At 64.7% G+C, this 20,130-nt stretch carries 15 protein-coding genes, 1 tRNA gene, 2 pseudogenes and 2 riboswitches; of the genes and pseudogenes, 9 read left to right on the top strand and 9 right to left on the bottom strand.

From position 1 onward, the window contains the following. Positions 1-73: 73 nt before the first annotated feature. From gcvH to ACX12D_RS19070, 3 genes are all read right to left on the bottom strand, one after another. On the bottom strand, positions 74-454 hold the full coding sequence (gene gcvH / locus ACX12D_RS19080; protein ID WP_150987481.1) for a glycine cleavage system protein GcvH: 381 nt from the start codon (positions 452-454) through the stop codon (positions 74-76). Between the two features lie 100 nt (positions 455-554). Continuing rightward, positions 555-1,682: a glycine cleavage system aminomethyltransferase GcvT gene (gcvT, locus tag ACX12D_RS19075; protein ID WP_459372299.1), complete on the bottom strand. Its 1,128-nt coding sequence runs from the start codon at positions 1,680-1,682 to the stop codon at positions 555-557. 98 nt (positions 1,683-1,780) lie between these two features. Further along, positions 1,781-1,931, bottom strand: a riboswitch (glycine riboswitch). Between the two features lie 21 nt (positions 1,932-1,952). Continuing rightward, positions 1,953-2,040, bottom strand: a riboswitch (glycine riboswitch). A gap of 88 nt (positions 2,041-2,128) precedes the next feature. Further along, on the bottom strand, positions 2,129-2,359 hold the full coding sequence (locus ACX12D_RS19070) for a glycine zipper 2TM domain-containing protein (RefSeq protein WP_459372298.1): 231 nt from the start codon (positions 2,357-2,359) through the stop codon (positions 2,129-2,131). A 228-nt stretch (positions 2,360-2,587) separates the two neighbouring features. Between ACX12D_RS19070 and ACX12D_RS19065 the strand changes: the two genes are divergently transcribed. Beyond that, complete coding sequence (locus tag ACX12D_RS19065; RefSeq protein WP_441635730.1) at positions 2,588-4,684, top strand: UvrD-helicase domain-containing protein; 2,097 nt, start codon at positions 2,588-2,590, stop codon at positions 4,682-4,684. 277 nt (positions 4,685-4,961) lie between these two features. Here ACX12D_RS19065 and ACX12D_RS19060 read toward each other — a convergent pair whose 3' ends face one another. Together ACX12D_RS19060 and ACX12D_RS19055 are read right to left on the bottom strand one after the other, a co-directional pair. After that, entirely contained in the window at positions 4,962-5,729 is a 768-nt protein-coding gene (locus tag ACX12D_RS19060; protein WP_459372297.1) for an intradiol ring-cleavage dioxygenase, read from the bottom strand. Then, on the bottom strand, positions 5,719-6,351 hold the full coding sequence (locus tag ACX12D_RS19055; protein WP_459372296.1) for a hypothetical protein: 633 nt from the start codon (positions 6,349-6,351) through the stop codon (positions 5,719-5,721). The genes ACX12D_RS19060 and ACX12D_RS19055 overlap by 11 nt, the downstream gene beginning before the upstream one ends. A gap of 432 nt (positions 6,352-6,783) precedes the next feature. On the opposite strand from ACX12D_RS19055, the gene ACX12D_RS19050 reads away from it, so the two are divergent. Beyond that, the gene (locus ACX12D_RS19050) at positions 6,784-7,515 is read left to right on the top strand and encodes a response regulator (RefSeq protein ID WP_459372295.1); all 732 of its coding nucleotides are present in this window, start codon (positions 6,784-6,786) and stop codon (positions 7,513-7,515) included. After that, positions 7,487-8,668: an ATP-binding protein gene (locus ACX12D_RS19045; protein WP_459372293.1), complete on the top strand. Its 1,182-nt coding sequence runs from the start codon at positions 7,487-7,489 to the stop codon at positions 8,666-8,668. Before ACX12D_RS19050 ends, ACX12D_RS19045 begins: the two co-directional genes overlap by 29 nt. Before the next feature lie 31 nt (positions 8,669-8,699). On the opposite strand, the gene ACX12D_RS19040 is transcribed toward ACX12D_RS19045, so the two are convergent. Next, positions 8,700-9,842, bottom strand: coding sequence for an ABC transporter substrate-binding protein (locus ACX12D_RS19040; protein WP_459372292.1), 1,143 nt, complete (start codon positions 9,840-9,842; stop codon positions 8,700-8,702). 245 nt (positions 9,843-10,087) lie between these two features. Between ACX12D_RS19040 and hemN the strand changes: the two genes are divergently transcribed. Then, a complete protein-coding gene (gene hemN, locus ACX12D_RS19035) occupies positions 10,088-11,689 on the top strand; it encodes an oxygen-independent coproporphyrinogen III oxidase (protein WP_459372291.1) in 1,602 nt (533 codons plus the stop codon). 64 nt (positions 11,690-11,753) lie between these two features. Here the strand turns inward: hemN and ACX12D_RS19030 are convergent, their stop codons facing one another. Continuing rightward, positions 11,754-12,635 (bottom strand): c-type cytochrome, encoded by an 882-nt coding sequence (locus ACX12D_RS19030; protein WP_459372290.1) that lies wholly within the window; start codon positions 12,633-12,635, stop codon positions 11,754-11,756. 388 nt (positions 12,636-13,023) lie between these two features. Between ACX12D_RS19030 and ACX12D_RS19025 the strand changes: the two genes are divergently transcribed. Further along, positions 13,024-13,099 (top strand) — tRNA-Arg (locus ACX12D_RS19025). A 54-nt stretch (positions 13,100-13,153) separates the two neighbouring features. Here ACX12D_RS19025 and ACX12D_RS19020 read toward each other — a convergent pair. After that, positions 13,154-13,477: pseudogene (locus ACX12D_RS19020) on the bottom strand (tyrosine-type recombinase/integrase); the annotation flags it as partial. Here ACX12D_RS19020 and ACX12D_RS19015 point away from each other — a divergent pair. Both ACX12D_RS19015 and ACX12D_RS19010 read left to right on the top strand, forming a co-directional pair. Continuing rightward, positions 13,478-14,779: pseudogene (locus ACX12D_RS19015) on the top strand (terminase large subunit domain-containing protein); the annotation flags it as partial. After that, positions 14,776-15,828: a phage portal protein gene (locus tag ACX12D_RS19010; protein WP_459372289.1), complete on the top strand. Its 1,053-nt coding sequence runs from the start codon at positions 14,776-14,778 to the stop codon at positions 15,826-15,828. The pseudogene ACX12D_RS19015 and the gene ACX12D_RS19010, both read left to right, overlap by 4 nt. Positions 15,829-15,911: 83 nt before the next feature. Here ACX12D_RS19010 and ACX12D_RS19005 read toward each other — a convergent pair whose 3' ends face one another. Then, positions 15,912-16,970, bottom strand: coding sequence for a ParA family protein (locus ACX12D_RS19005; RefSeq protein WP_459372288.1), 1,059 nt, complete (start codon positions 16,968-16,970; stop codon positions 15,912-15,914). Between the two features lie 1,071 nt (positions 16,971-18,041). On the opposite strand from ACX12D_RS19005, the gene ACX12D_RS19000 reads away from it, so the two are divergent. Both ACX12D_RS19000 and ACX12D_RS18995 read left to right on the top strand, forming a co-directional pair. Then, positions 18,042-18,815, top strand: a complete 774-nt coding sequence (locus ACX12D_RS19000; protein WP_459372287.1) for a hypothetical protein — start codon at positions 18,042-18,044, stop codon at positions 18,813-18,815. 10 nt (positions 18,816-18,825) lie between these two features. Beyond that, on the top strand, positions 18,826-19,923 hold the full coding sequence (locus tag ACX12D_RS18995; RefSeq protein WP_459372286.1) for a helix-turn-helix domain-containing protein: 1,098 nt from the start codon (positions 18,826-18,828) through the stop codon (positions 19,921-19,923). The last annotated feature ends 207 nt before the right edge of the window (positions 19,924-20,130 follow it).

Below are 20,130 nucleotides of genomic sequence, written 5' to 3'. Positions count from 1 at the left end.
GGGTGGTCGGCCCGGTCCGCGTCGCGGCAGTCTTTATCCGTCATTCCCGTGGCGCGGGAATGACGACTTGGCATCAGGCGCCGACGTTGGCCTTATAGGCGTCGGCCGACATCAGGCCGTTCACGTCGTCGCTGTTGGCCGGCTTGAGCTTGAACAGCCAGGCGTCGAACGCGTCGGCATTGACGCTTTCCGGCGAGGCGGCGGCGGCGTCGTTGATGGCGATCACTTCGCCGGCCACCGGCGCGTAGATGTCGGATGCGGCCTTGACCGATTCCACCACGGCCAGCGCGTCGCCGGCGCCGACCGACTTGCCCACTTCCGGCAGTTCCAGGAAGACGATGTCGCCCAGCGCGTCCTGCGCGTGGTCGGTGATGCCGATGGTCAGCGTGCCGTCGGCTTCGACGCGCACCCACTCATGGGACTCGGTGTATTTCAGGTCGGCGGGGAAATTCATGGGATTGCTCCAGATTCAATTTGTTATTCAGCGCCAGCCGGGGGGTGTCGATGTTCGACGGGGTAACCGCCGGCGGGCGCGCTGTGACCGGTGCGAGCGTTCAGCTCACGAGTGCCTTGCCATTGCGCACAAACGGCAGTTTAACCACAGTCGCGGCGAGTTTGCGGTCGCGGATCTCGACCTGCACTTCGGCGCCGATGGCCACGTCGCGCGGCAGGCGGGCAAAAGCGATGGATTGGGACAGCGAGGGGCTGAAGGTGCCGCTGGTGATTTCGCCTTCGCCAGCGGGGGTGATGACCTTCTGATGGGCGCGCAGCACGCCGCCTTTTTCGCGCAGGATCAGCCCGACGAACTGCTGGGCCTGGCCGCCGGCGACCAGGGCCGCCTTGCCGGTGAAGTCGCGTTCGCTTTGCAGGTCCACGGTCCAGGCCAGGCCGGCATTGAGCGGCGAGGTGTGGATATCCATGTCCTGGCCGTACAGGTTCATGCCGGCCTCCAGGCGCAGCGTGTCGCGCGCGCCCAGGCCCGCCGGGCGCACGCCCTCGGCGACCAGCTTTTCCCACAGGCCAGCCACATTCGCAGCGGGCACCACCAGTTCGAAACCGTCTTCACCGGTGTAACCGGTGCGCGCCACCATGACTTCGCCCAGCGCGGGATCCTGCACGACCAGCGCATTGAACGGCTTCAGGGCTTCGCTGGGTTGCGTGGAGGGGAAGGCGCTCCAGACCTTGGCGCGGGCGTTCGGGCCTTGCACGGCGACGATAGCCAGCGGCTCCACGCCTTCGGGCGCGTTGTCGCCGCGGCGTGGGGTGATGGCCACGCCACTGCCGGTGGCGGCATTGCGTGCCGCGATCCACTGGATGTCGTCATTGGCCGTACCGGCGTTGACCACCAGGCGGAAGTCGTCCTCGGCGAAGAAATAGACGATCAGGTCGTCGATGACGCCGCCCTTCTCATCCAGCATGCAGGAGTACAGCGCCTTGCCCGGCGTTTGCAGCTTGTCGACGTTGTTGGCCAGAAGGCCGCGCAGGAAGGGGCGCACATTGGCGCCCTTGAGGTCGACCACGCACATGTGGGAGACGTCGAACATGCCGGCATCGCTGCGCACGGCATGGTGTTCCTCGATCTGGGAGCCGTAGTTGACCGGCATGTCCCAGCCGCCGAAGTCGACCATGCGGGCGCCGAGTGCGCGGTGGATGGCGTTGAGGGGCGTGGCCTGGAGCGTCATGGAATCCTCGGGGGAAGGCAAATCTCGGTTCGAAAACGAAAAAGGGCCATCCGCCGCAGGATTCGGCGCGCCATAGCGCTGCCAGATCCGCTGCGGCGGATGACCCCTCTGTCCTCGATACCTGAGAGATTACAAGGCGGGATCCCAATTGCTGGAAACCCTAGCCTTGCGCGCCCCTTCGGTGGGCACGCTCACCAATGCCGTCGACGGATCGATCAGTGGCGGGTGCCGCTCTCCAGAGTACGGCGTGCATCGTGTGCATGTTGCAAGCCGATCCAACCAGTCCATGGTGCCTGAGAGTTTTCGGGTGATACCCCTTCGGCGGCGCAAGATCTGCGCGCTCTCCCGGTCGGATGCGCGCAATTTACGGGAGCTCCCAGGCTTTGTCAACGCGGTCCGCGCCGACCCCGGCGCCATCGGAACGGCGCAAGGGCCGGGCGGCTCGCCTACCTCCTGCGAGGGTTGTCGGTCGTGACGTTACCGATCACGCCGCCAACCGCGGCGCCGCCGAGCGTGCCCAGTGCATCACCGCCGGTCAGCACCGCGCCGCCGACCGCGCCCACGCCGGCGCCGATCGCGGTGTTACGTTGCTTGGGAGTCATGTCGGCACAGCCGGCCATGCTCGCTACCGCGATACCGATCAAGGCGACCTTGCCCAGGGATTGCAGGGTTTTCATGATTCGCTCCAATGTATCGTGACATGCATCCGGCACGGAGCGCACACGTGCGGACATGTAAGTTAGACGGTGCCGGCATGCCCATGGATCCGGACCTTACGAAGTGTTACCTCCTCCCTGCCGAGCCACTTTCATTGCCGCAAAGGCGCCTCGGCCGCGTGTTAGCATCCACCCTCCGCCCAGCCAGCGCGCGCCTCCACGCTGCACATCCGTCACTTCCCGCCACGCATGACCCACGGACTCAACCCTGCCCAATCCGAAGCCGTTCGCTACCTCGACGGCCCCTGCCTGGTGCTCGCCGGCGCCGGCTCGGGCAAGACCCGGGTGATCACGCAGAAGATCGCCCACCTGATCGAGGACAAGGGTTTCCAGCCCAAGCACATCGCAGCGGTGACCTTCACCAACAAGGCCGCCAAGGAGATGCAGGAGCGGATCGCCAAGCTGATGGAAGGCAAGACCACGCGCGAGGGCAAGCGCATCCCCATCAAGCAGATCACGGTGAGCACCTTCCACTCGCTGGGCGTGCAGATCCTGCGCGCCGAGGCCGAGCACGTGGGCTTGAAGCCGCGCTTCTCCATCATGGACTCGGACGATTGCTTCGGCATGGTGCAGGAGCAGCTCGCCTCCACCGACAAGAAGCTGATCCGCAGCGTGCAGAGCACCATCTCGCTGTGGAAGAACGGCATGGTCGATCCCGAGACCGCCATCGCCCAGGCCGACAACCCCGACGATCACCAGGCGGCGCTGATCTACCGCAACTACGTGGCTACGCTGCATGCCTACCAGGCGGTGGACTTCGACGACCTGATCCGCCTGCCGGCTGAGCTGTTCGCGCGCAACGAAGAGGTGCGCCTGCGCTGGCAGAACCGGCTGCGCTACTTCCTGGTGGACGAGTACCAGGACACCAACGCCTGCCAGTACCAACTGCTCAAGCAGCTCGCCGGCGGCTCGCACCTGCGCGCGCCGGCCTTCACCGCGGTGGGCGACGACGACCAGGCCATCTACGGCTGGCGCGGCGCCACGCTGGACAACCTCAAGCTGCTGCAGACCGATTTCCCCGACCTGAAGGTGGTCAAGCTGGAGCAGAACTACCGCTCCACCGTGCGCATCCTGGAGGCGGCCAACGCGGTCATCTCCAACAATCCCAAGCTGTTCGACAAGAAGCTGTGGAGCGAGCACGGCATGGGCGACCCCATTGCCGTCAACCCGATGAACGATGAGGAGCACGAGGCGGAGTCGGTCGTGTTCCGCTTGTCGGCCCACAAGTTCGAGCGGCGCGCGCAATTCCGCGACTACGCCATCCTGTATCGCGGCAACCACCAGGCGCGCCTGTTCGAGCAGATCCTGCGCCGCGAGCGCATTCCCTATGTGCTCTCGGGCGGGCAGAGCTTTTTTGATAAGGCCGAGATCAAGGACATCTGCGCCTACCTGCGCCTGATCGCCAACCCGGACGACGATCCGGCCTTCATCCGCGCCATCACCACGCCCAAGCGCGGCGTGGGCAACACCACGCTGGAAGTGCTGGGCACCTTCGCCGGCCAGGCCAAGGTGTCGTTGTTCGAGGCCGCCATGATGGGCGGCATCGAAGGCAAGCTCCAGCCGCGCCAGCTGGAGCCGCTGCGGGTGTTCTGCGAGGCCATGGTGCGCCTGGCCGGGCGCGCGGCCAGCGATCCCGCCACCCAGGTGCTCGACGACATGATGGAAGGCATCCACTACGAGGCCTACCTGTACGACACCTTCGACGAGCGCCAGGCCCAATCGCGCTGGACCAACACGCTGGAATTCCTCGACTGGCTCAAGCGCAAGGGCACCAAGCCCGAGGCCTCGGGCGAGGGCGAGGAGGCCACCGGCTTCGACACCGCCGATGGCTTTGGCGACGAAGGCAAGAACCTGCTGGAGCTGACCCAGACCGTGGCCCTGATGAGCATGCTCGAAGGCCGCGAGGAAGATCCCGACGCGGTGCGCCTGTCAACGCTGCACGCCTCCAAGGGGCTGGAGTACCCGCACGTGTTCCTGGTCGGCGTGGAAGAGGGCATCCTGCCCCACTGCCGCGAAGACGAAGACATGAGCGACGAAAAGATCGAGGAAGAGCGCCGCCTGATGTATGTCGGCATCACGCGTGCGCAGCGCAGCCTGCACCTGAGCTGGTGCAAGAAGCGCAAGCGCGCCCGCGATACCTACTCTTGCGAGCCCTCGCGCTTTATCGGCGAGATGAAGCTCGAAGAGGCGCCCGCGATCAAGGACGAGACGCCCGCCATGAGCCCCAAGGACCGCCTGGCCGGGCTCAAGGCCTTGCTGGGAACGCCCGGCAAGACCTCGGCATGACCTCGGCATGACCGGCCTCGGCGGGCGTTCCGTGCCCCATCCCGGTGCCAATCGTACAAAGTCGATACATTGGCCTACAAGCGGGACATGACCCCCGCCCGATGTCTGTCTAACATCGCCAGTGCCTGGCCCGACGTATGGACCAGGCGCCGCGCCGTTTCGTCCCTTCGGAGCGGCGTGGCCGGGCAACACGCCCGACTTCTTCCCTGTTCAGCGCCTCCGCACTTGGGTACGGGGGCGTTTTTTTAGGGAATCCATCCGCCAGATCCCGTGGCCGTCAGGCGCGCGCGATGCCCAGGGTGAATTCGCCTTCCAGCGTGCCGGCCGCGTCCCGCAGGCGGCGTACCCGCAGCAGGTTGGGGCGCGTGCCGGCAATGCCGTCCTGCGCGTTTTGCACGGGCGAAGCGCCTCGCGCGCGATACGCGGCATGCTGGAGATGCACCTCGCGGCTGAGCGCATCGTCAAAGAACAGCTGGCTGGTCAGTACCTCGGTCTTGCCGAGATGGATCTTCAAGTGGATATGCACCGCGCGCGGCGCGTACCAGCCCGGGTAGATCGTCAGGAACTGCGCGGCGCCATCGGCGCCGGTGGGTTGCACGCCGCGCAGGAAGCGGGCGGGGCTGGCGGGCAGGGCGCGCATGCCGCCGCCGTCCGGGCCCGGGCCAGGGCCGTCCGCAGGTGGCGGCGGCATGCTGCCCTGGTCGTAGCCGCTGTAGCTGCCGCCGGCATCGCAATGCCAGATGCTGGCCAGCGCGCCGGCCACGGGCGTGCAGCCGCGGTCGGTGTCCACCACGCGCAGCCGGAGCCGCAGCAACTGGCCCGGCCGGCCATCGCGGATATCGCTGCGCACCAGCGCCTGGTCGATATAGAACGGGCCCTCGGTCAGGGCCGGCGTGAGCAGGCAGGCGGCAGGTTGCGCGGCGGCGTCGCCCGCCAGCCCGATCAACCCGGCACCGAGTGATCCTCCCAGTACACCACCGAGGAAGCGGCGGCGGCTGCCGCTAGCTGCGATCGGGCCTGCGAGGTCGAGGGGCTTACTGGGCATCTGGCGCTCCTTGTTGGTGAAGCCCCGCAGCGCCGGGTACGCCGAATGGGCCGTTCGCGCCGAAGGCGCAGGGCATGGGCGCCGGTCCACGGCCGGGCATGGCGCCTGCCATGGCACCGGGGAAAGGGTGGGGGCCGGGGCCGAATGCGCCCCGCGGCGCACCCGCCAGGCGGCCCTCCGGCATGTCGCGCAGGCGTTTGCGCTGGCCGGCATCCAGGCTTTCTTCAAATGCGATCCAGCGATCGCGCGCAGCGCGGCGATCCTTGTCGAGCGCGTCGTGCAGGCGGTCTTCCCGCTCCGCGCGGGCGCGCAGCGACGACTCGGGCCCCTCTGGCTGGCCGGGGCCGCCTCCTTCGCGGATAAAGCGCGCCTGCAGTTCCAGCGCGTGCGCATGCGCTTCCCGCGCCGCGTCCAGGGCGGCTTGCCATAGGGTGGCCTGGGCGGGCGTGAGCGCCAGCGCTTCGCGCAGCGATGCGGGTGCCGCCGGGCGGCCGTGGCCGGCAATTGTCTGCGGGCTGGTCTGCAGCGCGTGCGCCGGCAGCGTCAAGGCGCTGGCGCCGCACAGCACGGCAAGGGACAACAAGGAGCGGATGCGGGGCAGCAAGGCTTGGGGCTGGGTCACAAGGATTCTCCATGGAGGTCATGCGGGGAGAGGCCCGGGATTGCCAACGTGATGCCGATGGTTTCAAGCATAGCGGGGGCGCCGGGCTGCCGTGGCCTGCCGGTCAGGAACTGGCACGCACAAAAGCGGCGGGATAACGACATGCCATAGTAGAAAGGCCCGCCCGCTGTTGCTTGAGCGCTTGGTCAGCGCGCGGAAGCAATGCCGTACAAAGCGGGCCGCCGGGCGCGCCGCTTTGTATCAAGCCCGGTACAAAGCGGCCACACCCTGCCTATCAGGCCGCCGCGCCGGGCTGGTAGAGTGAATCCCTGGCGGCGGCGGCTTGCCGGGCCGCCCTGATCGGCCCCGCCAATCCGCAGCAATACCGGCCTGCCGGCGCACCAACCTGCCGCGAACGACGCGGCGAACCGCTGCAAAGCACGACGAAACCCGATGGACCATTCTCCCGCCTCGCCCCTTCATTTGCTGATCGTCGACGACGATCCGCAGATCCGCTCCATGCTGGCCGAGTACCTATCCACCTTTGGCATCGAAGCCGACGGCGCCGAAGGCGGCGCCGCCATGCGCGCCGCCATGGCCACGCGCGACTACGACCTGGTGGTGCTCGACCTCTCCTTGCGTGGCGAAAACGGCCTGACGCTGTGCCGCGAGATCCGCGAGCGCAGCGATCTGCCGGTGATCATGCTCACCGCGCGCACCGAGCTGGCCGACCGCGTGGTCGGGCTGGAGGTGGGCGCCGACGACTACGTCACCAAGCCCTTCGAGATGCGCGAGCTGGTGGCGCGCATCCACACCGTGCTGCGCCGTGCCCGGGGCGGCGGCGTGAAGCGCCCGGCGGTGCCGGGCGGCCATGAACTGCGCTTTGGCAGCTGGCGCCTGAACACCACGCTGCGCCAGCTGGTGGATGGCGAGGAAACCGTGGTGCCGTTGTCCAATGCGGAATTCCGGCTGCTGCTGGCGTTCATCGAGCATCCGAACCGCGTGCTGGATCGCGAGCTGCTGATCAACCAGGCGCGCGGCCGCGATCTCGATGTCTTCGATCGCAGCATCGACCTGCTGGTTTCGCGCCTGCGCCAGAAGCTGCGCGACGATCCGCGCGACCCGACGCTGATCCGTACCGTCCGAGGCGAGGGCTATGTCTTCACCGGCGCCGTCGAAGCCTGAGCGCGCGGGCTGGGTGGCCCGCCACGACTCCATGTTCATCCGGCTGTTCCTGGTGATGGCCGCGATCATGCTGGCCGTGCACCTGCTCGGCGTCACGGTCATCGAGAGCGTGTTCCCGCGCCCGGGGCATACCGGGTTCACCTTCGTCCCCGGCGACGATATGCCGCCGCCCCCGCCTCCGGGTGAAGAGGGGCAGCGGGGCGCGTTCCCGCCGCCGCCGGATGCCGAGGCGCGCGCGGACAACGGCCAGGGCACAGCTGAGGCTCCAGTGCCGCCACGCCGCCCGCGCCGGGTCCATGGCCTCGGGCCGCCCCGCCTCGGGCTGCTGTTCCAGCTCGCTGCCATCGTGGCTGCCTCGTGGGTGGGCGCGCGTCTGCTGGCCAGGCCCGTCCAGCGCCTGGCCAGCAGTGCCGGCCAGCTGGCGCAGGATGTGCATGCCCCGCCGCTGGACGAAGACAGCGGTCCGGCCGAGGCCCGCGCCGCGGCCAAGGCCTTCAACCACATGCAGCAGCGCATCCGCACCCAGCTGGCGCAGCAATCGCGCTTCCTGGCTGCCGTGTCTCACGACTTGCGCACTCCGCTTACCCGCATGAGCCTGCGCATCGAAGGCGTCGACGACAACCAGGTCCGCTATCGCCTGCGCCAGGACCTGGCGGAGATGAACGGTCTGATCGATGCCACCCTGTATTACCTGCGCGAGCGTGACGGCGCCGCCGCGCCGCGCCAGCGGGTGGATGTGCATGCCTTGCTGCAGGCCGTGGTGGACGACGCCACGGAGATCGGCCAGGACGTCACCCTGTCCGGCGACGCCGAGCCACTGCTGGCCTATCCGGCCGAACTGCGCCGGGCCGTGGTCAACCTGGTCGAGAACGCGCACCGCTACGGCGGCAGCGCGCGCATCGAACTGTCCGACAGCGCCGAGCGGGTGGTGATCGATGTGTGCGACGACGGCCCCGGCATTCCGCCGGAGGAAATGGCACGCGTGCTGGAGCCGTTCTACCGGCTCGAATCCTCGCGCAACCGTGCCACCGGCGGGGTCGGCATGGGCCTGTCGATCGCCGCGGATATCGTTTCGCGCCACGGCGGCGAGCTCAGCCTGGCCAACCGGGCGGAAGGCGGCCTGCGGGTGCGCATCGTGCTGCCGCGCGCCTGAGCCGCGGGCGGCCCGGTGCCAGCGCTGCCGCTTACCGTGCCGTGCCGCCACCCATCGCCGCGAGCTGCACATACTGCGAGCCGCGCGAGCCGTGCGTGAAATCCAGCACGAAATCGCCCACGTCGACGCGGGCTTGCAGCGCGCGCCGCAGGTCCGCCGGGGTGGTCCCGCGCGGCGCGGCCAGCGCCGTGCGCACCAGCCAGGCCGCGCCGATATAGCCGGCCAGCGTGGCCGGCGAGGGGGGCTCGTCCAGGAACTGCTTCATCCGGCTCACGTGCTCCTTGACCACGCGCAGGGTCAGGTCCTGCGGCCCCGGGGCGATCTGCGTCAGCACGATGCCGCCGGTGTAGCCGGCGCCAAGAATCTCGCGTGCCGCCAGCGAGTTGACCGCCGACAAGCCCACCAGGAAGCCATACCAGCCCCGCGCCGCCAGTGCGCGGCCAAGATTGCCGTAGGCCAGCGTATCGCCCGCCACGATCACCGCGGCGGGGCGCGCGGCCGCGATGCGTAGCGCCACCGCGCTGGCGTCGCTGCCCCTGCCTGCATCCAGCGTGAGTGCCTGCAGTCCCGCCTCCTGCTCGGCCTGGCGCCGCCAGGGCGTGCCGCTGGCCAGGCTGCCGGCCGCGAAATCCGGCACCACGGCCAGCACCAGCTGCTTGAGGCCATAGCTGCGCAACTGCCGGATGGCCGCATCCAGCTCGCTGCGGTAGTCGGCCCGCGTGTACCAGACGTGATCCGCCGCGAGCGACAGCCCCGACAACGGCGCCACGATCTGCACGCCGCGCCGGGCCAGCTCGGGCGAGGCGGCCAGCACCGGCAGCAGGGCATCGCTGGGGCCGAACAGCAATTCAGCCCGCTCCCCGTCGACCAGCGACAGCGCCTGCGCGGTGGCCGCGCGCGGATCGGCTTCGACCTCGCGCACCACATGCACCACGCGCGGTTCGCGCGCGCCGGCGTTGGCCGCATCGAACATCACTTTGGCCCCCGCCAGGTAGTCGCGCGCCAGATCGGCCTGGGCGCCGCCCCGGTCCACCAGGTGGCCGATCACCAGCGGGCGACGCGGCGGCGCCTGCGCCAGCAAGGAGGCGGGCGCCAGCATGGCGCTGCCAAGTGCGGCCAGGACCCGGCGGCGCGGCGGCCGTGCGGGGTTGGCGATCAGGGAAGAAGCGTGCATGGGAATCCGCCAGGCCAGGTGCAGAGCAATTGCAGGAATTGCAGGAATCGCAGGAATCGCAGGAATTGCATGATTGGGGGAGAGCGCCGCGCAGCCTATACGGCCCAGGTGACGCTGGCATGACGCCGGGCATGTTCCGGTGCGTGGCGCGCAGCATGTCATGGGCCGCGGCTTGACCCCGGTCAACGCGGGCGCGGGCGGCGCGCCCTACGATGGGCCATCGAATCCACGACAAAGGCCGCCCCATGGCTGCGACTGCCCCCGCCCCGTTTCCCGACGCAATGCCCGTCCCCATTGCCGTATCGAGCCAATCCCGCACCTGCTCCGGCAATTGCGGCGCCGCCTGCACCGGCAAGCCGGCGGGACGGAGCGCGGCAGCGCCCGACCGGCATGCCTTGTCGGACTTTCGCGCGCTGGCGGGCCGCATGGATATCAACGGCCCGCGCTACACCTCATACCCGACGGCGGACCGCTTCCACGGCGGCTTCGGCGCGCGGGACTACCAGCAGGCGCTGGCCGATTGCGCTGCAAGCGCCACCCACGCCGCCAACACGGCCAAAGCCGCCGCGCCGCTCTCGCTGTACGTGCACGTGCCGTTTTGCGAGAACATCTGCTACTACTGCGGCTGCAACAAGATCATCACCAAGGACCACCGCCGCAGCGCACGCTACGTGGACTACCTGGCGCGCGAGATGGCACTGGTGGCGCAGCAGCTCGGCACGCGGCGCGAGGTGGTGCAGTCGCACTGGGGCGGCGGCACGCCGACCTTCCTCGATCCCGCCGAGATGCGCCGTGTCATGGACGCGCTGCACCAGCACTTTCACCTGCTGCCCGAGGGCGAGCACTCGATCGAGATCGACCCGCGCCGCATCGGCGACGCGCAGATGGCGCTGCTCGCGGAACTCGGCTTCAACCGCATCAGCCTGGGCGTGCAGGATTTCGACGCCGAGGTCCAGCGCGCCATCCACCGCGTGCAATCGCTGGCAGAGACGCAGGCGGTCGTCGACGCCGCGCGCCGGCTGGGTTTCCGCTCGGTCAGCATGGACCTGATCTACGGCCTGCCGCACCAGACCACGGCGCGTTTTGCCGCCACCGTGGAACAGGTGCTGGCGATGCGCCCGGACCGGCTCTCGGTGTACAGCTACGCGCACCTGCCGCACGTGTTCAAGCCGCAGCGGCGCATCGACGAAAGCGCACTGCCGGCCGCCGCCGAAAAACTCGACATCCTGGTCGGCACGATCGAGCAGTTGACCGGCGCGGGCTATGTCTACATTGGCATGGACCACTTCGCGCTGCCGGACGACGCACTCGCCGTGGCCCAGCGCGAGGGCCGGCTGCAGCGCAACTTCCAGGGCTATTCCACCCATGCCGGCCATGACCAGCTCGGCTTCGGCGTTTCGTCAATCGGCGCGGTGGCGGGCCGTTACGTGCAGAACGCCCGCACGCTCGATGACTACTACAGTGGCCTCGACGCCGGCGTGCTGCCGGTGATGCGCGGCTTCGCCATGCGCGACGAAGATCACTTGCGGCGCGATGTGATTGGCGCGCTGATGTGCAATGGCGTGTTGGAGATGGCGGCGGTCGAAGCGCGCCACGGCATCGATTTTGCCGTGCACTTCGCGCACGAGCTTGCGGAGCTGGCGAGGCTGGCCGAAGACGGGCTGGTGCGCTGTGAGCCTGGCCGCATCGAGGTGACTCCGCTGGGGCGTTTGCTGGTGCGCCGCCTGGCCATGGTGTTCGACGGCTTCCTGCGCGAGGATGCCCGGCGCACGGAGCCCGCTGCCGTCCGGAGCGCTGATGCGGGTACGCCTTTGCCGATGCCAACGCGCTACTCGCGCGTGGTCTGAGCCACACCGGAAAGCAAAAAGCCCGCGGCATGCCGCGGGCTTTTTTGTTGAGAGCTGCTTGCGCTTACTTCGAAGCGTTGGCCATGTAGTCCACTGCGGCCATCACGTCGCCGTCGGGGCCGGCGTAGCCGCCCTTCGGCGGCATCACGCCCTTGCCCTTCAGGGCGAAGGCGTGCACGGCGTCCATGCCTTCCTTCAGGCGCGGCGCCCAGGCTGCCTTGTCGCCGAACTTCGGCGCACCGGCAACACCGGCTGCGTGGCAGGCGGCGCAGACTTGTTCGTAGACCTTCTTGCCCACTTCGGCGGAAGCCGGCGCTGCTGCTGCAGCAGCAGCCGGTGCTGCGGCTGCAGGTGCCGCTGCGGGAGCGGCCGGCGCAGCGGCTGCGGCAGGCGCAGCGGCCTCCGAGGCAGCAGCCGTAGCCGGAGCGGCGGCGGGCGCGGCGGGTTCCGGGAACTTGGCGCCACCGGCGTCGGCCATGTAGACCACGGCGCGGCCGAGTTCGTAATCGGAGTAATCGTCGGCGGTGGTGCCGGCGCGGGCTTGCATGGCGCCCTTGCCATGCAGCACGGAGTTCAGCAGGCCGGCAAAGCCCTGGCCGATACGCGGAGCCCAGTCACCGGCGGTGCCGTACTTGGGCGCGCCGGCAGCACCGGTGGCGTGGCAGGCAGCGCAGACTTCCTTATAGACCTGCTCGCCCGTCTTGTAGACGCGCGGTGCGTTCGGGTCCTTCAGTTCGAGCGAGGCGACCGGCTTGATGCGGTCATTGACAGCTTCCACGGTAGCGGTAGAACCCGCGCCTTCCTTGGCACCGTGTCCGACAAAGTTGACTAGCAGGATGATCACGATGATTGGCACCAGGAAGGCGGCAATCACCACAGCGATCAGCTGCTTGGGGGTCTTGATGGGAGACTCGTGTTCGTCTTGTGCGTTGTGGACGTCGCTCATACTCAACTCTCAATTTTGCAGGAAACCTGTGGCCGCTCGCGATCGGCTGCTTATGTGGCCGCTTGCTCGGTGGCCAATTCCCCCTGGCCAATTGCGCGCATCGGACTATTATCCGGTGCCAACTGCCCCGAAACGGGCCAGCCAGCAGGGCGCGGCACCATCATCCCCGGACCTGATGTGGACGTTGCGCAGCCCCGTTTTTACACAAATAACTCGCGATTATAGCCTCAAAGACCTACCGTATGGAGGCAAAAGCGGCTCCCAAGAGACGTCATCTGGCTGCACTTTTCAGCCCGGCGTGGACGTCTTTCGCCAAACACGGTATGCTATGCGACTTTCCGGCAGCGGCACTCGCACGCTGCCCGCGTTGTACCCCGTCATACCCTGTGCGCCCGTAGCTCAATGGATAGAGTACTGCCCTCCGAAGGCAGGGGTTGCTGGTTCGATCCCAGCCGGGCGCACCAATCCTGACAAGGGATTGCAGCACTTCCCCCCACTACCTTGAACGTCCACTGTAGCTAAATTGCAGCTAGCTTCGGCGCGGGCACTTCTGTCAGCGGCGTCACCCATTGCGCCAGGTGGTCGGCCGACAGGTGCGCATACCGCTGTACCATTTCCATCGTTTCCCAGCCCCCCAGCTCCTTGAGCACCTGCAGGGGCGTGCCGCGTTGCACGTGCCAGCTCGCCCAAGTGTGCCGCAGGTCATGCCAGCGGAAGTCCCGAATGCAGGCACGGTCGAGAGCCTTTTTCCAGGCAGCCGTCGTCGTCTGGTGCACCGGCTTGCCCCGGTAGACGAAAACGGCTTCCACGTGGCCGGGCTGGCGCTGCTTGGGAAGCAGCCGGGGCTGACTGAGCGCATTCGCAACATCCTGAAGAGCCGGCAGATCGGCGCCACCTGGTACTTCGCACGCGAGGCGTTCATGGATGCGCTCACGACCGGGCGCAACCAGATTTTCCTGCCAGCCAGCAAGGCGCAGGCCCACGTCTTCAAGCACTACATCATCCAGTTCGCCAAGGACGCCGCCGGCGTAGAGCTGAAGGGCGATCCCATCGTGCTGCCCAACGGCGCCACGCTCTATTTCCTCGGCACGAACTCGCGCACGGCACAGAGCTACCACGGCAACCTGTACCTGGATGAGTACTTCTGGATTCCACGCTTCCAGGAACTGCGCAAGGTAGCGTCCGGCATGGCCATCCATGCCAACTGGCGGCAGACCTATTTCTCTGTGCCGTCCAGCCTGGCACATGAGGGCCACGCCTTCTGGTCCGGTGCGCTCTTCAATCGCGGGCGCCCGAAGGCCGAGCAGGTCAAGATCGACATCAGCCACGCCAGCCTGCGGGAAGGCAAGCGTTGCGCCGACGGCCAGTGGCGCCAGATTGTCAACGTGGAGGATGCCGCGCGAGGTGGTTGCAACCTGTTCAACATCGACCAGCTGCGGCTCGAGTACAGCGCATTGGAGTTCGAGAACCTGCTGATGTGCCAGTTCGTGGATGACCACGAATCGGTGTTCCCGCTCTCGATGATGATGCGCGGCATGGTGGACAGCTGGGAGGTCTGGGAGGACTTCCGCCACTGGTCGCCGCGGCCATTTGGCAACCGCCGGGTGTGGGTCGGCTATGACCCCAACGGGGGCGGCGGCGACAGCGCCGCGCTGGTGGTGGTGGCACCACCGCTAGTGCCCGGCGGCAAGTTCCGCGTATTGGAAAAGCACCAGTTCCGCGGTATCGACTACGAAGAGCAGGCCGGCGCCATCAAGCGCGTGACGGAGCGCTACAACGTGGAGTTCATCGGCATTGACCGGACCGGCATCGGCGACTCCGTCTTCCAGCTGGTGACGAAGTTCCACCCTGCCGCCAAGGACTTCACCTATTCCGTCGACGTGAAGACCGGACTGGTGCTCAAGGCGCACGACGTCATCAGCAAGGGCCGGCTCGAGTACGACGCCGGCTGGACTGACTTCGCGGCGTCCTTCATGTCCATCAAGAAGACCACCACCGCCGCCGGCGGCCGGGTCACGTACCAAGCCGGCCGCTCGGAGGAAACCAGCCACGCGGATCTCGCGTGGGCCTGCATGCATGCGCTTTCGCACGAACCCATCGAAGGCGTCACCACCACCAATTCCAGCATCATGGAGCTGTCATGAGTCGAAGAAAGTCGCCGCGCGGCGCGCGCGCAACGAACCCAGCCGGGGCGCACGCAGCGGCTGCCGCCTCCGCTGAGGCGTTCAGCTTTGGCGATCCCATCGCTGTGCTCGACCGGCGCGAGCTGCTGGACTATGTTGAGTGCCAGCGCATGGGGCAATGGTACGAGCCACCCATGTCGTGGGATGGCCTCGCGCGGTCGTTCCGCGCAGCCGTGCATCACAGCTCGCCGATCTATGTGAAGCGCAACATCCTGGTGTCCACCTTCGTGCCGCACAAGCTGCTGTCACGCTCGGCGTTCGCGCGCTGGGTGCTGGACTTCCTCATCTTCGGCAACGCGTACCTCGAGCGGCGCGACAACGTGCTGGGCCGACCGGTCAGCCTGGAGCCTGCGCTGGCGAAGTACATGCGCCGCGGCATTGACCTGGCCAGCTACTGGTGGGTGCAAAACTGGCAACAGCCGCACGAGTTCAAGCCGGGCAGCGTCTTCCACTTGCTCGAGCCTGACATCAACCAGGAGGTGTATGGGCTGCCCGAATATCTCTCAGCGCTCAATGCCACCTGGCTGAACGAATCCGCCACGCTGTTTCGCCGGCGTTACTACAAGAACGGTAGCCACGCCGGCTTCATCCTGTACATGACGGACGCCGCACAGAAGCAGGAGGACGTCGATGCGCTGCGCCAGGCGCTCAAGGACAGCAAGGGGCCGGGCAATTTCCGGAATCTGTTCATGTACGCGCCCAACGGGAAGAAGGACGGCATCCAGCTGTTGCCGGTGTCGGAGGTGGCGGCCAAGGATGAATTCTGGAACGTGAAGAACATCACGCGCGATGACCAGTTGTCGGCACATCGCGTGCCGCCGCAGTTGATGGGGATTATTCCCCACAACACCGGTGGGTTCGGGGATGCAGCGAAGGCGGCGGAGGTGTTTGCGTGCAACGAGGTGAAACCGTTGCAGGACCGGCTGATGGAGGTTAACGAGTGGATGGGCGAAGAGATCGTTCGATTCGGACCTTATGCACTCGGTGCTGGCTTGCTACCCGAAAGATAGCTTCGCGCCGGGGGCTCCAGCATGCCATGAACGACATGGCCGCTATGAGCCCCCGCAGTCCATCCGGCCCCGACCCAACTACCTCATTCAATAGCTTGTACCAGGCCGATAATATTGGGAACCTGCTTATCAAGCTGAGACTGATTAACCGTCACTCGTCGCCCGGCAACATTCACCAGGCCAGAATTTAGCGATGAAATCGGTATTCCACATGCGCCGGATACAACCGATGCGGTGTTGGCATCGTTGACTTCAAACTGGAACATCGACTTAAATGTCCGCTTATTTACTGGGGTGGGCGCACCGTTCGGGTGGAGGCAAAAGAGGTTCGCGCTCTGCTGCCAAACAGCGTAGATTTCGTCCCCAATCTCATTAACCACCGTCTTGAACGCGGCAGCAGATGTCTGGTTCATTTGCGTCAGCCTATTCCCGACATACATATATATTTCGGGGAAAGTCATTCTGAATCGCTGCGAATTCAAATAGTATTCCGATTGCTGCTGACCAGGTTGACGAGTTAAACCATAAACGAGGGAAAGAACCGCACGCACAGCGCGCTTCGACGATCCGTCTGCAGAGAACGGGATGATCAAGCGATCCGCTGCTGCAAGGGCTAGTTCAGTATAAATGGAGAAACTGGGGTTGCAATCAATAAAAACCGTATATTCTTCTTGATTCCAGCGATTTGCAACATCATTGATCAAATCGCTGATCCATGTGTGCACGATTCGCCAAGCATCCTGTGGGCCAGGCGAAGTCGCCGATGTCACCCGTGAAGCTTGTATTTCAAGTTGCTCGTCCCCGACGACCAAATACAAATTTGCCGGGATTTGATTATTATATTGCCTCACCTGCGCAATAAAATTTGCACCGGTATTTGGATTAACATACGGACTGCGAATCCTATCCTCAATGTAGCCGGATATCGTTGTCCGCGGATTTGCGGCATGAATCTGAGTGAGTACATTCTCACCATTAATCATTCCACCCAGAAGCATTGAGGATGAGTTCGCTTGAGGGCATAGATCAATGACGAGCACACGCTTGTCTTGATTTTGCCTTGCATATTCTGCGGCGATTTGAAACGTCAGGTAGCTTTTCCCGACCCCGCCCTTATTATTCCAGATTGCGTATACAGCCACGTTGGCTCTCCTGAGACTATTAAGGCGCTATGCTACTGGATGTGGCTCTATTACTGGTAAAAAAGTAGATTGGCACTAGGTTGGGAGGCTCCCCGCACCGTAGTCCGGATGGCTAAGGTGCATATCGTGCACTTTCGTGGAGATCCGCTTAGCGACTGATGGCGGTGCTCTTGCTCGGGGGGCACGCCCAGCCTCAAGGCACCACTGAAACTGGTCCGGTCCAACGGATCCATCCCTATGCATTGCAGGCTGGCCGACCCCACGCAAGGCATCGCCTCAGATTGCCTCGTCGGCCCGCAAGTCATCCAAATCCCTACTCCTTTGGCAACCCATTAAGAACATGACGGTCTCGATTGTTCGTTCAGTTCTTCCCATCCCACGCGGCGAGCGGCAGCCGCGAATGACCCCACATTGTGAAAAATTACAATTAAAGGCAATGCAGACCGCGTGCGCGCGGTTGGGACCCCGCCTCGCCCGCGCGCTTCATTGAGTGGTTTTTTTGCAGGTGCATGGACCCCGGGAAGCGGCCCGCCAGTAGGCGTCGCGAGCTGCCTGCGGGCTGCAAATCTCTATGCGAATTTATGCAGCTAAGGCTATGCGCGACCCGTCGGAGACGGCTGGCGGGCAGACGGTGTCGGCGGTGAGAGCTGCCGATGGCTCAGAAGACTCAAGGTACGGGGGGGCACCTCCGGAAAAAGGTAACCTTGGTAACCGCCCCCGAAAAATGATACTAACTCGTTGATTTATAAGGAAAGAACTGGTTACCTTCAAAAGGTAACCAGAGGTAACCCAAAAGGTAACTTGTTCGCAAGTTATTGATTTTATTGATAGTTTCAAAAATGGAAAGTTACTCCACAAAAAGGTAACCGGTTACCTCGCGGTTACCCCGAAGTTACCTTTTGCGTGAAACCCTGATTTCCTTGTCTGGCAAGGCTTTCCGGGGATTTCGACAGTCCGGTTACCTTGGTTACCTTTTTCCGGAAGCCCCACCAACTTTAGTGGCCCCTTCGTATATACTGTGTTTTTGTACAGTATGTGGTCTCGCGTAGCCAATTGAGATTCGGCGTCTCGATGGAACGACAAAAAGCGCACTTCCTATTTTTTCACCTCAATCGTGGTAAGATTTCCGGAAGTGGGCGTGGGCCTGCATCAATTGGGTTGCAAATCGTGATTCAACCAATCATCCATCAGGCGCCCGCTCAGGTCGAAGACCGGCTCCGCGCCCTCGGCGTTAGTGAAGCGCACCTGCGCACGGCGGTTGCTGCAGGATTTGCCGCTTGGGCAGCATGCACGCCCCATCACCCACCAGGGGCTCCCGGCTATCACGCGTGGTCTGAAACTGTTGCCACGCTCCGTGACGAGTTGGCACCCGAGGGTTTCGAGCCTGTCAACGATGAAAACTGGCCGTTGGCGTTACATCCTGAGACCCAAATCGCAATTGCAGTGTCGTCTGGCGATGAGAACACCGGTAGGCACAACGCAAATCCCGCCACGAAGACGGGTAAAGGTCCTCGTACCATCCGCGCTGTCGCAAGCAATCGCGACCGCCAGATGTCTTTGTTCGAGTTCCTCGAGGACACTGAGCCAGTAGAGGTCCCGGTGGATGTAGACGGATGCGAAACCTGGGTCCTGCTGGTATATCGAGATGAGTTCGCCCTTGTTGTGCGAATGGAGCTTTCTCGGCCAATTGGGCTCGACACGGACAACAAGGTGAATGACTGGGCGGAGCGCATCATTCTGAGCGACCTGCCCTTCGATGGCGACTCGGATGTTTCGCTCATTGATGACGGCCCTAACTCGCCGTCTGGCAATCAGTTCCCCGTAGATATCAGGAAGCGAGGCTAAAGTGGCAGGGATGTTTAACGCGAGCCGGCTGACGCTGGCTCGCAAGCGGCGTGGCCTAACGAAAACGAAGCTAGCGCAAGCTGTTGGGGTGGATCTTCGAACCATCACCGGCTATGAAGCCGGTGAGTTCCTACCCAGCGAAGAAAGCGTCGATAAGCTCGCTCAAGCCTTGGCTTTTCCCGGGTCGTTCTTCGTACAGGACGACGCGGATGAACCATCGCCGGACGCCGTTAGCTTCCGCGCGATGTCCAAAATGACTGCCAGTCAGCGAGACGTTGCTCTAGGGCAAGGGGCGCTGGCCTTTCTTCTTAATGACTGGTTGACACAAACTTTCTCGCTGCCAGGCTTGGACCTCCCAGATCTGGGCGAAGACCAAGAACCGGAAGCTGCAGCGTACGCGTTGCGCCATTATTGGGGCCTTGGCGAACTGCCTATCTCCAACATGGTGCACCTTCTTGAGCACAAGGGCGTACGGGTCTACTCATTGTCGGTTGCGGGAGATGCGACAGACGCCTTTTCCCTGTGGAAGGAATCGACGCCGTTCGTGTTCTTGAACACACAAAAATCAGCCGAGCGCAGCCGGTTCGATGCGGCACACGAGCTTGGCCACCTTGTGTTACACCGCCACGCCAGCCCTCAAGGTCGTGAGGCGGAAATACAGGCCGATGCATTTGCCTCGGCACTCCTAATGCCTAGGCGCAGTGTTGTATCGCGCGCACCTCGATTCGCAACCCTGAACCAGCTAATACAGCTCAAGAAGTATTGGAACGTCTCACTTGCGGCCTTGGTCTATCGCCTTCACGCGCTCGGCATGATTTCGGATTGGCACCATAGGACGCTTTGTATCGACCTTTCCAAGCAGGGGTATCGAAAAACTGAGCCTAACGGTAGCCCAACCAGGGAAACCTCCCAGATCTGGCCTCGGGTACTTGCATCGCTGCGTGAGGACGGTCAAACCAAAGCTGACCTAGCAGCGCAGATGCACGTTGGTGCAGCAGAAATTGATGGTTTGGTGTTCGGACTAGTCACCAATGGACTTACCTCGTCACCTGTGGGCGGCCCAGCGTCAACTGGCCGACGAGCACCGAACTTGACACTTGTTCAGTAATGCGGGTGTGCCGAGATTCAGGCCGCTTTGCCCTTTCTGACTTTCCGCAAGGCCGTGTCTGGCTCGGGCCTCGGATCTGCGGCACGTTTTGAAAATCCTTGTGTTGCCGAACTGATTTCTGGCAGCTGACCGCGGCCGAGTCGCACGTCATCTACACGCGCAATCCGTCCCCGGAGGGGCGTGCATTGCGATGGGAGCTTGCGCGCC

Source organism: Cupriavidus sp. PET2-C1 (assembly GCF_054515855.1).
This window is presented reverse-complemented; position numbering and strand designations above follow the sequence as displayed.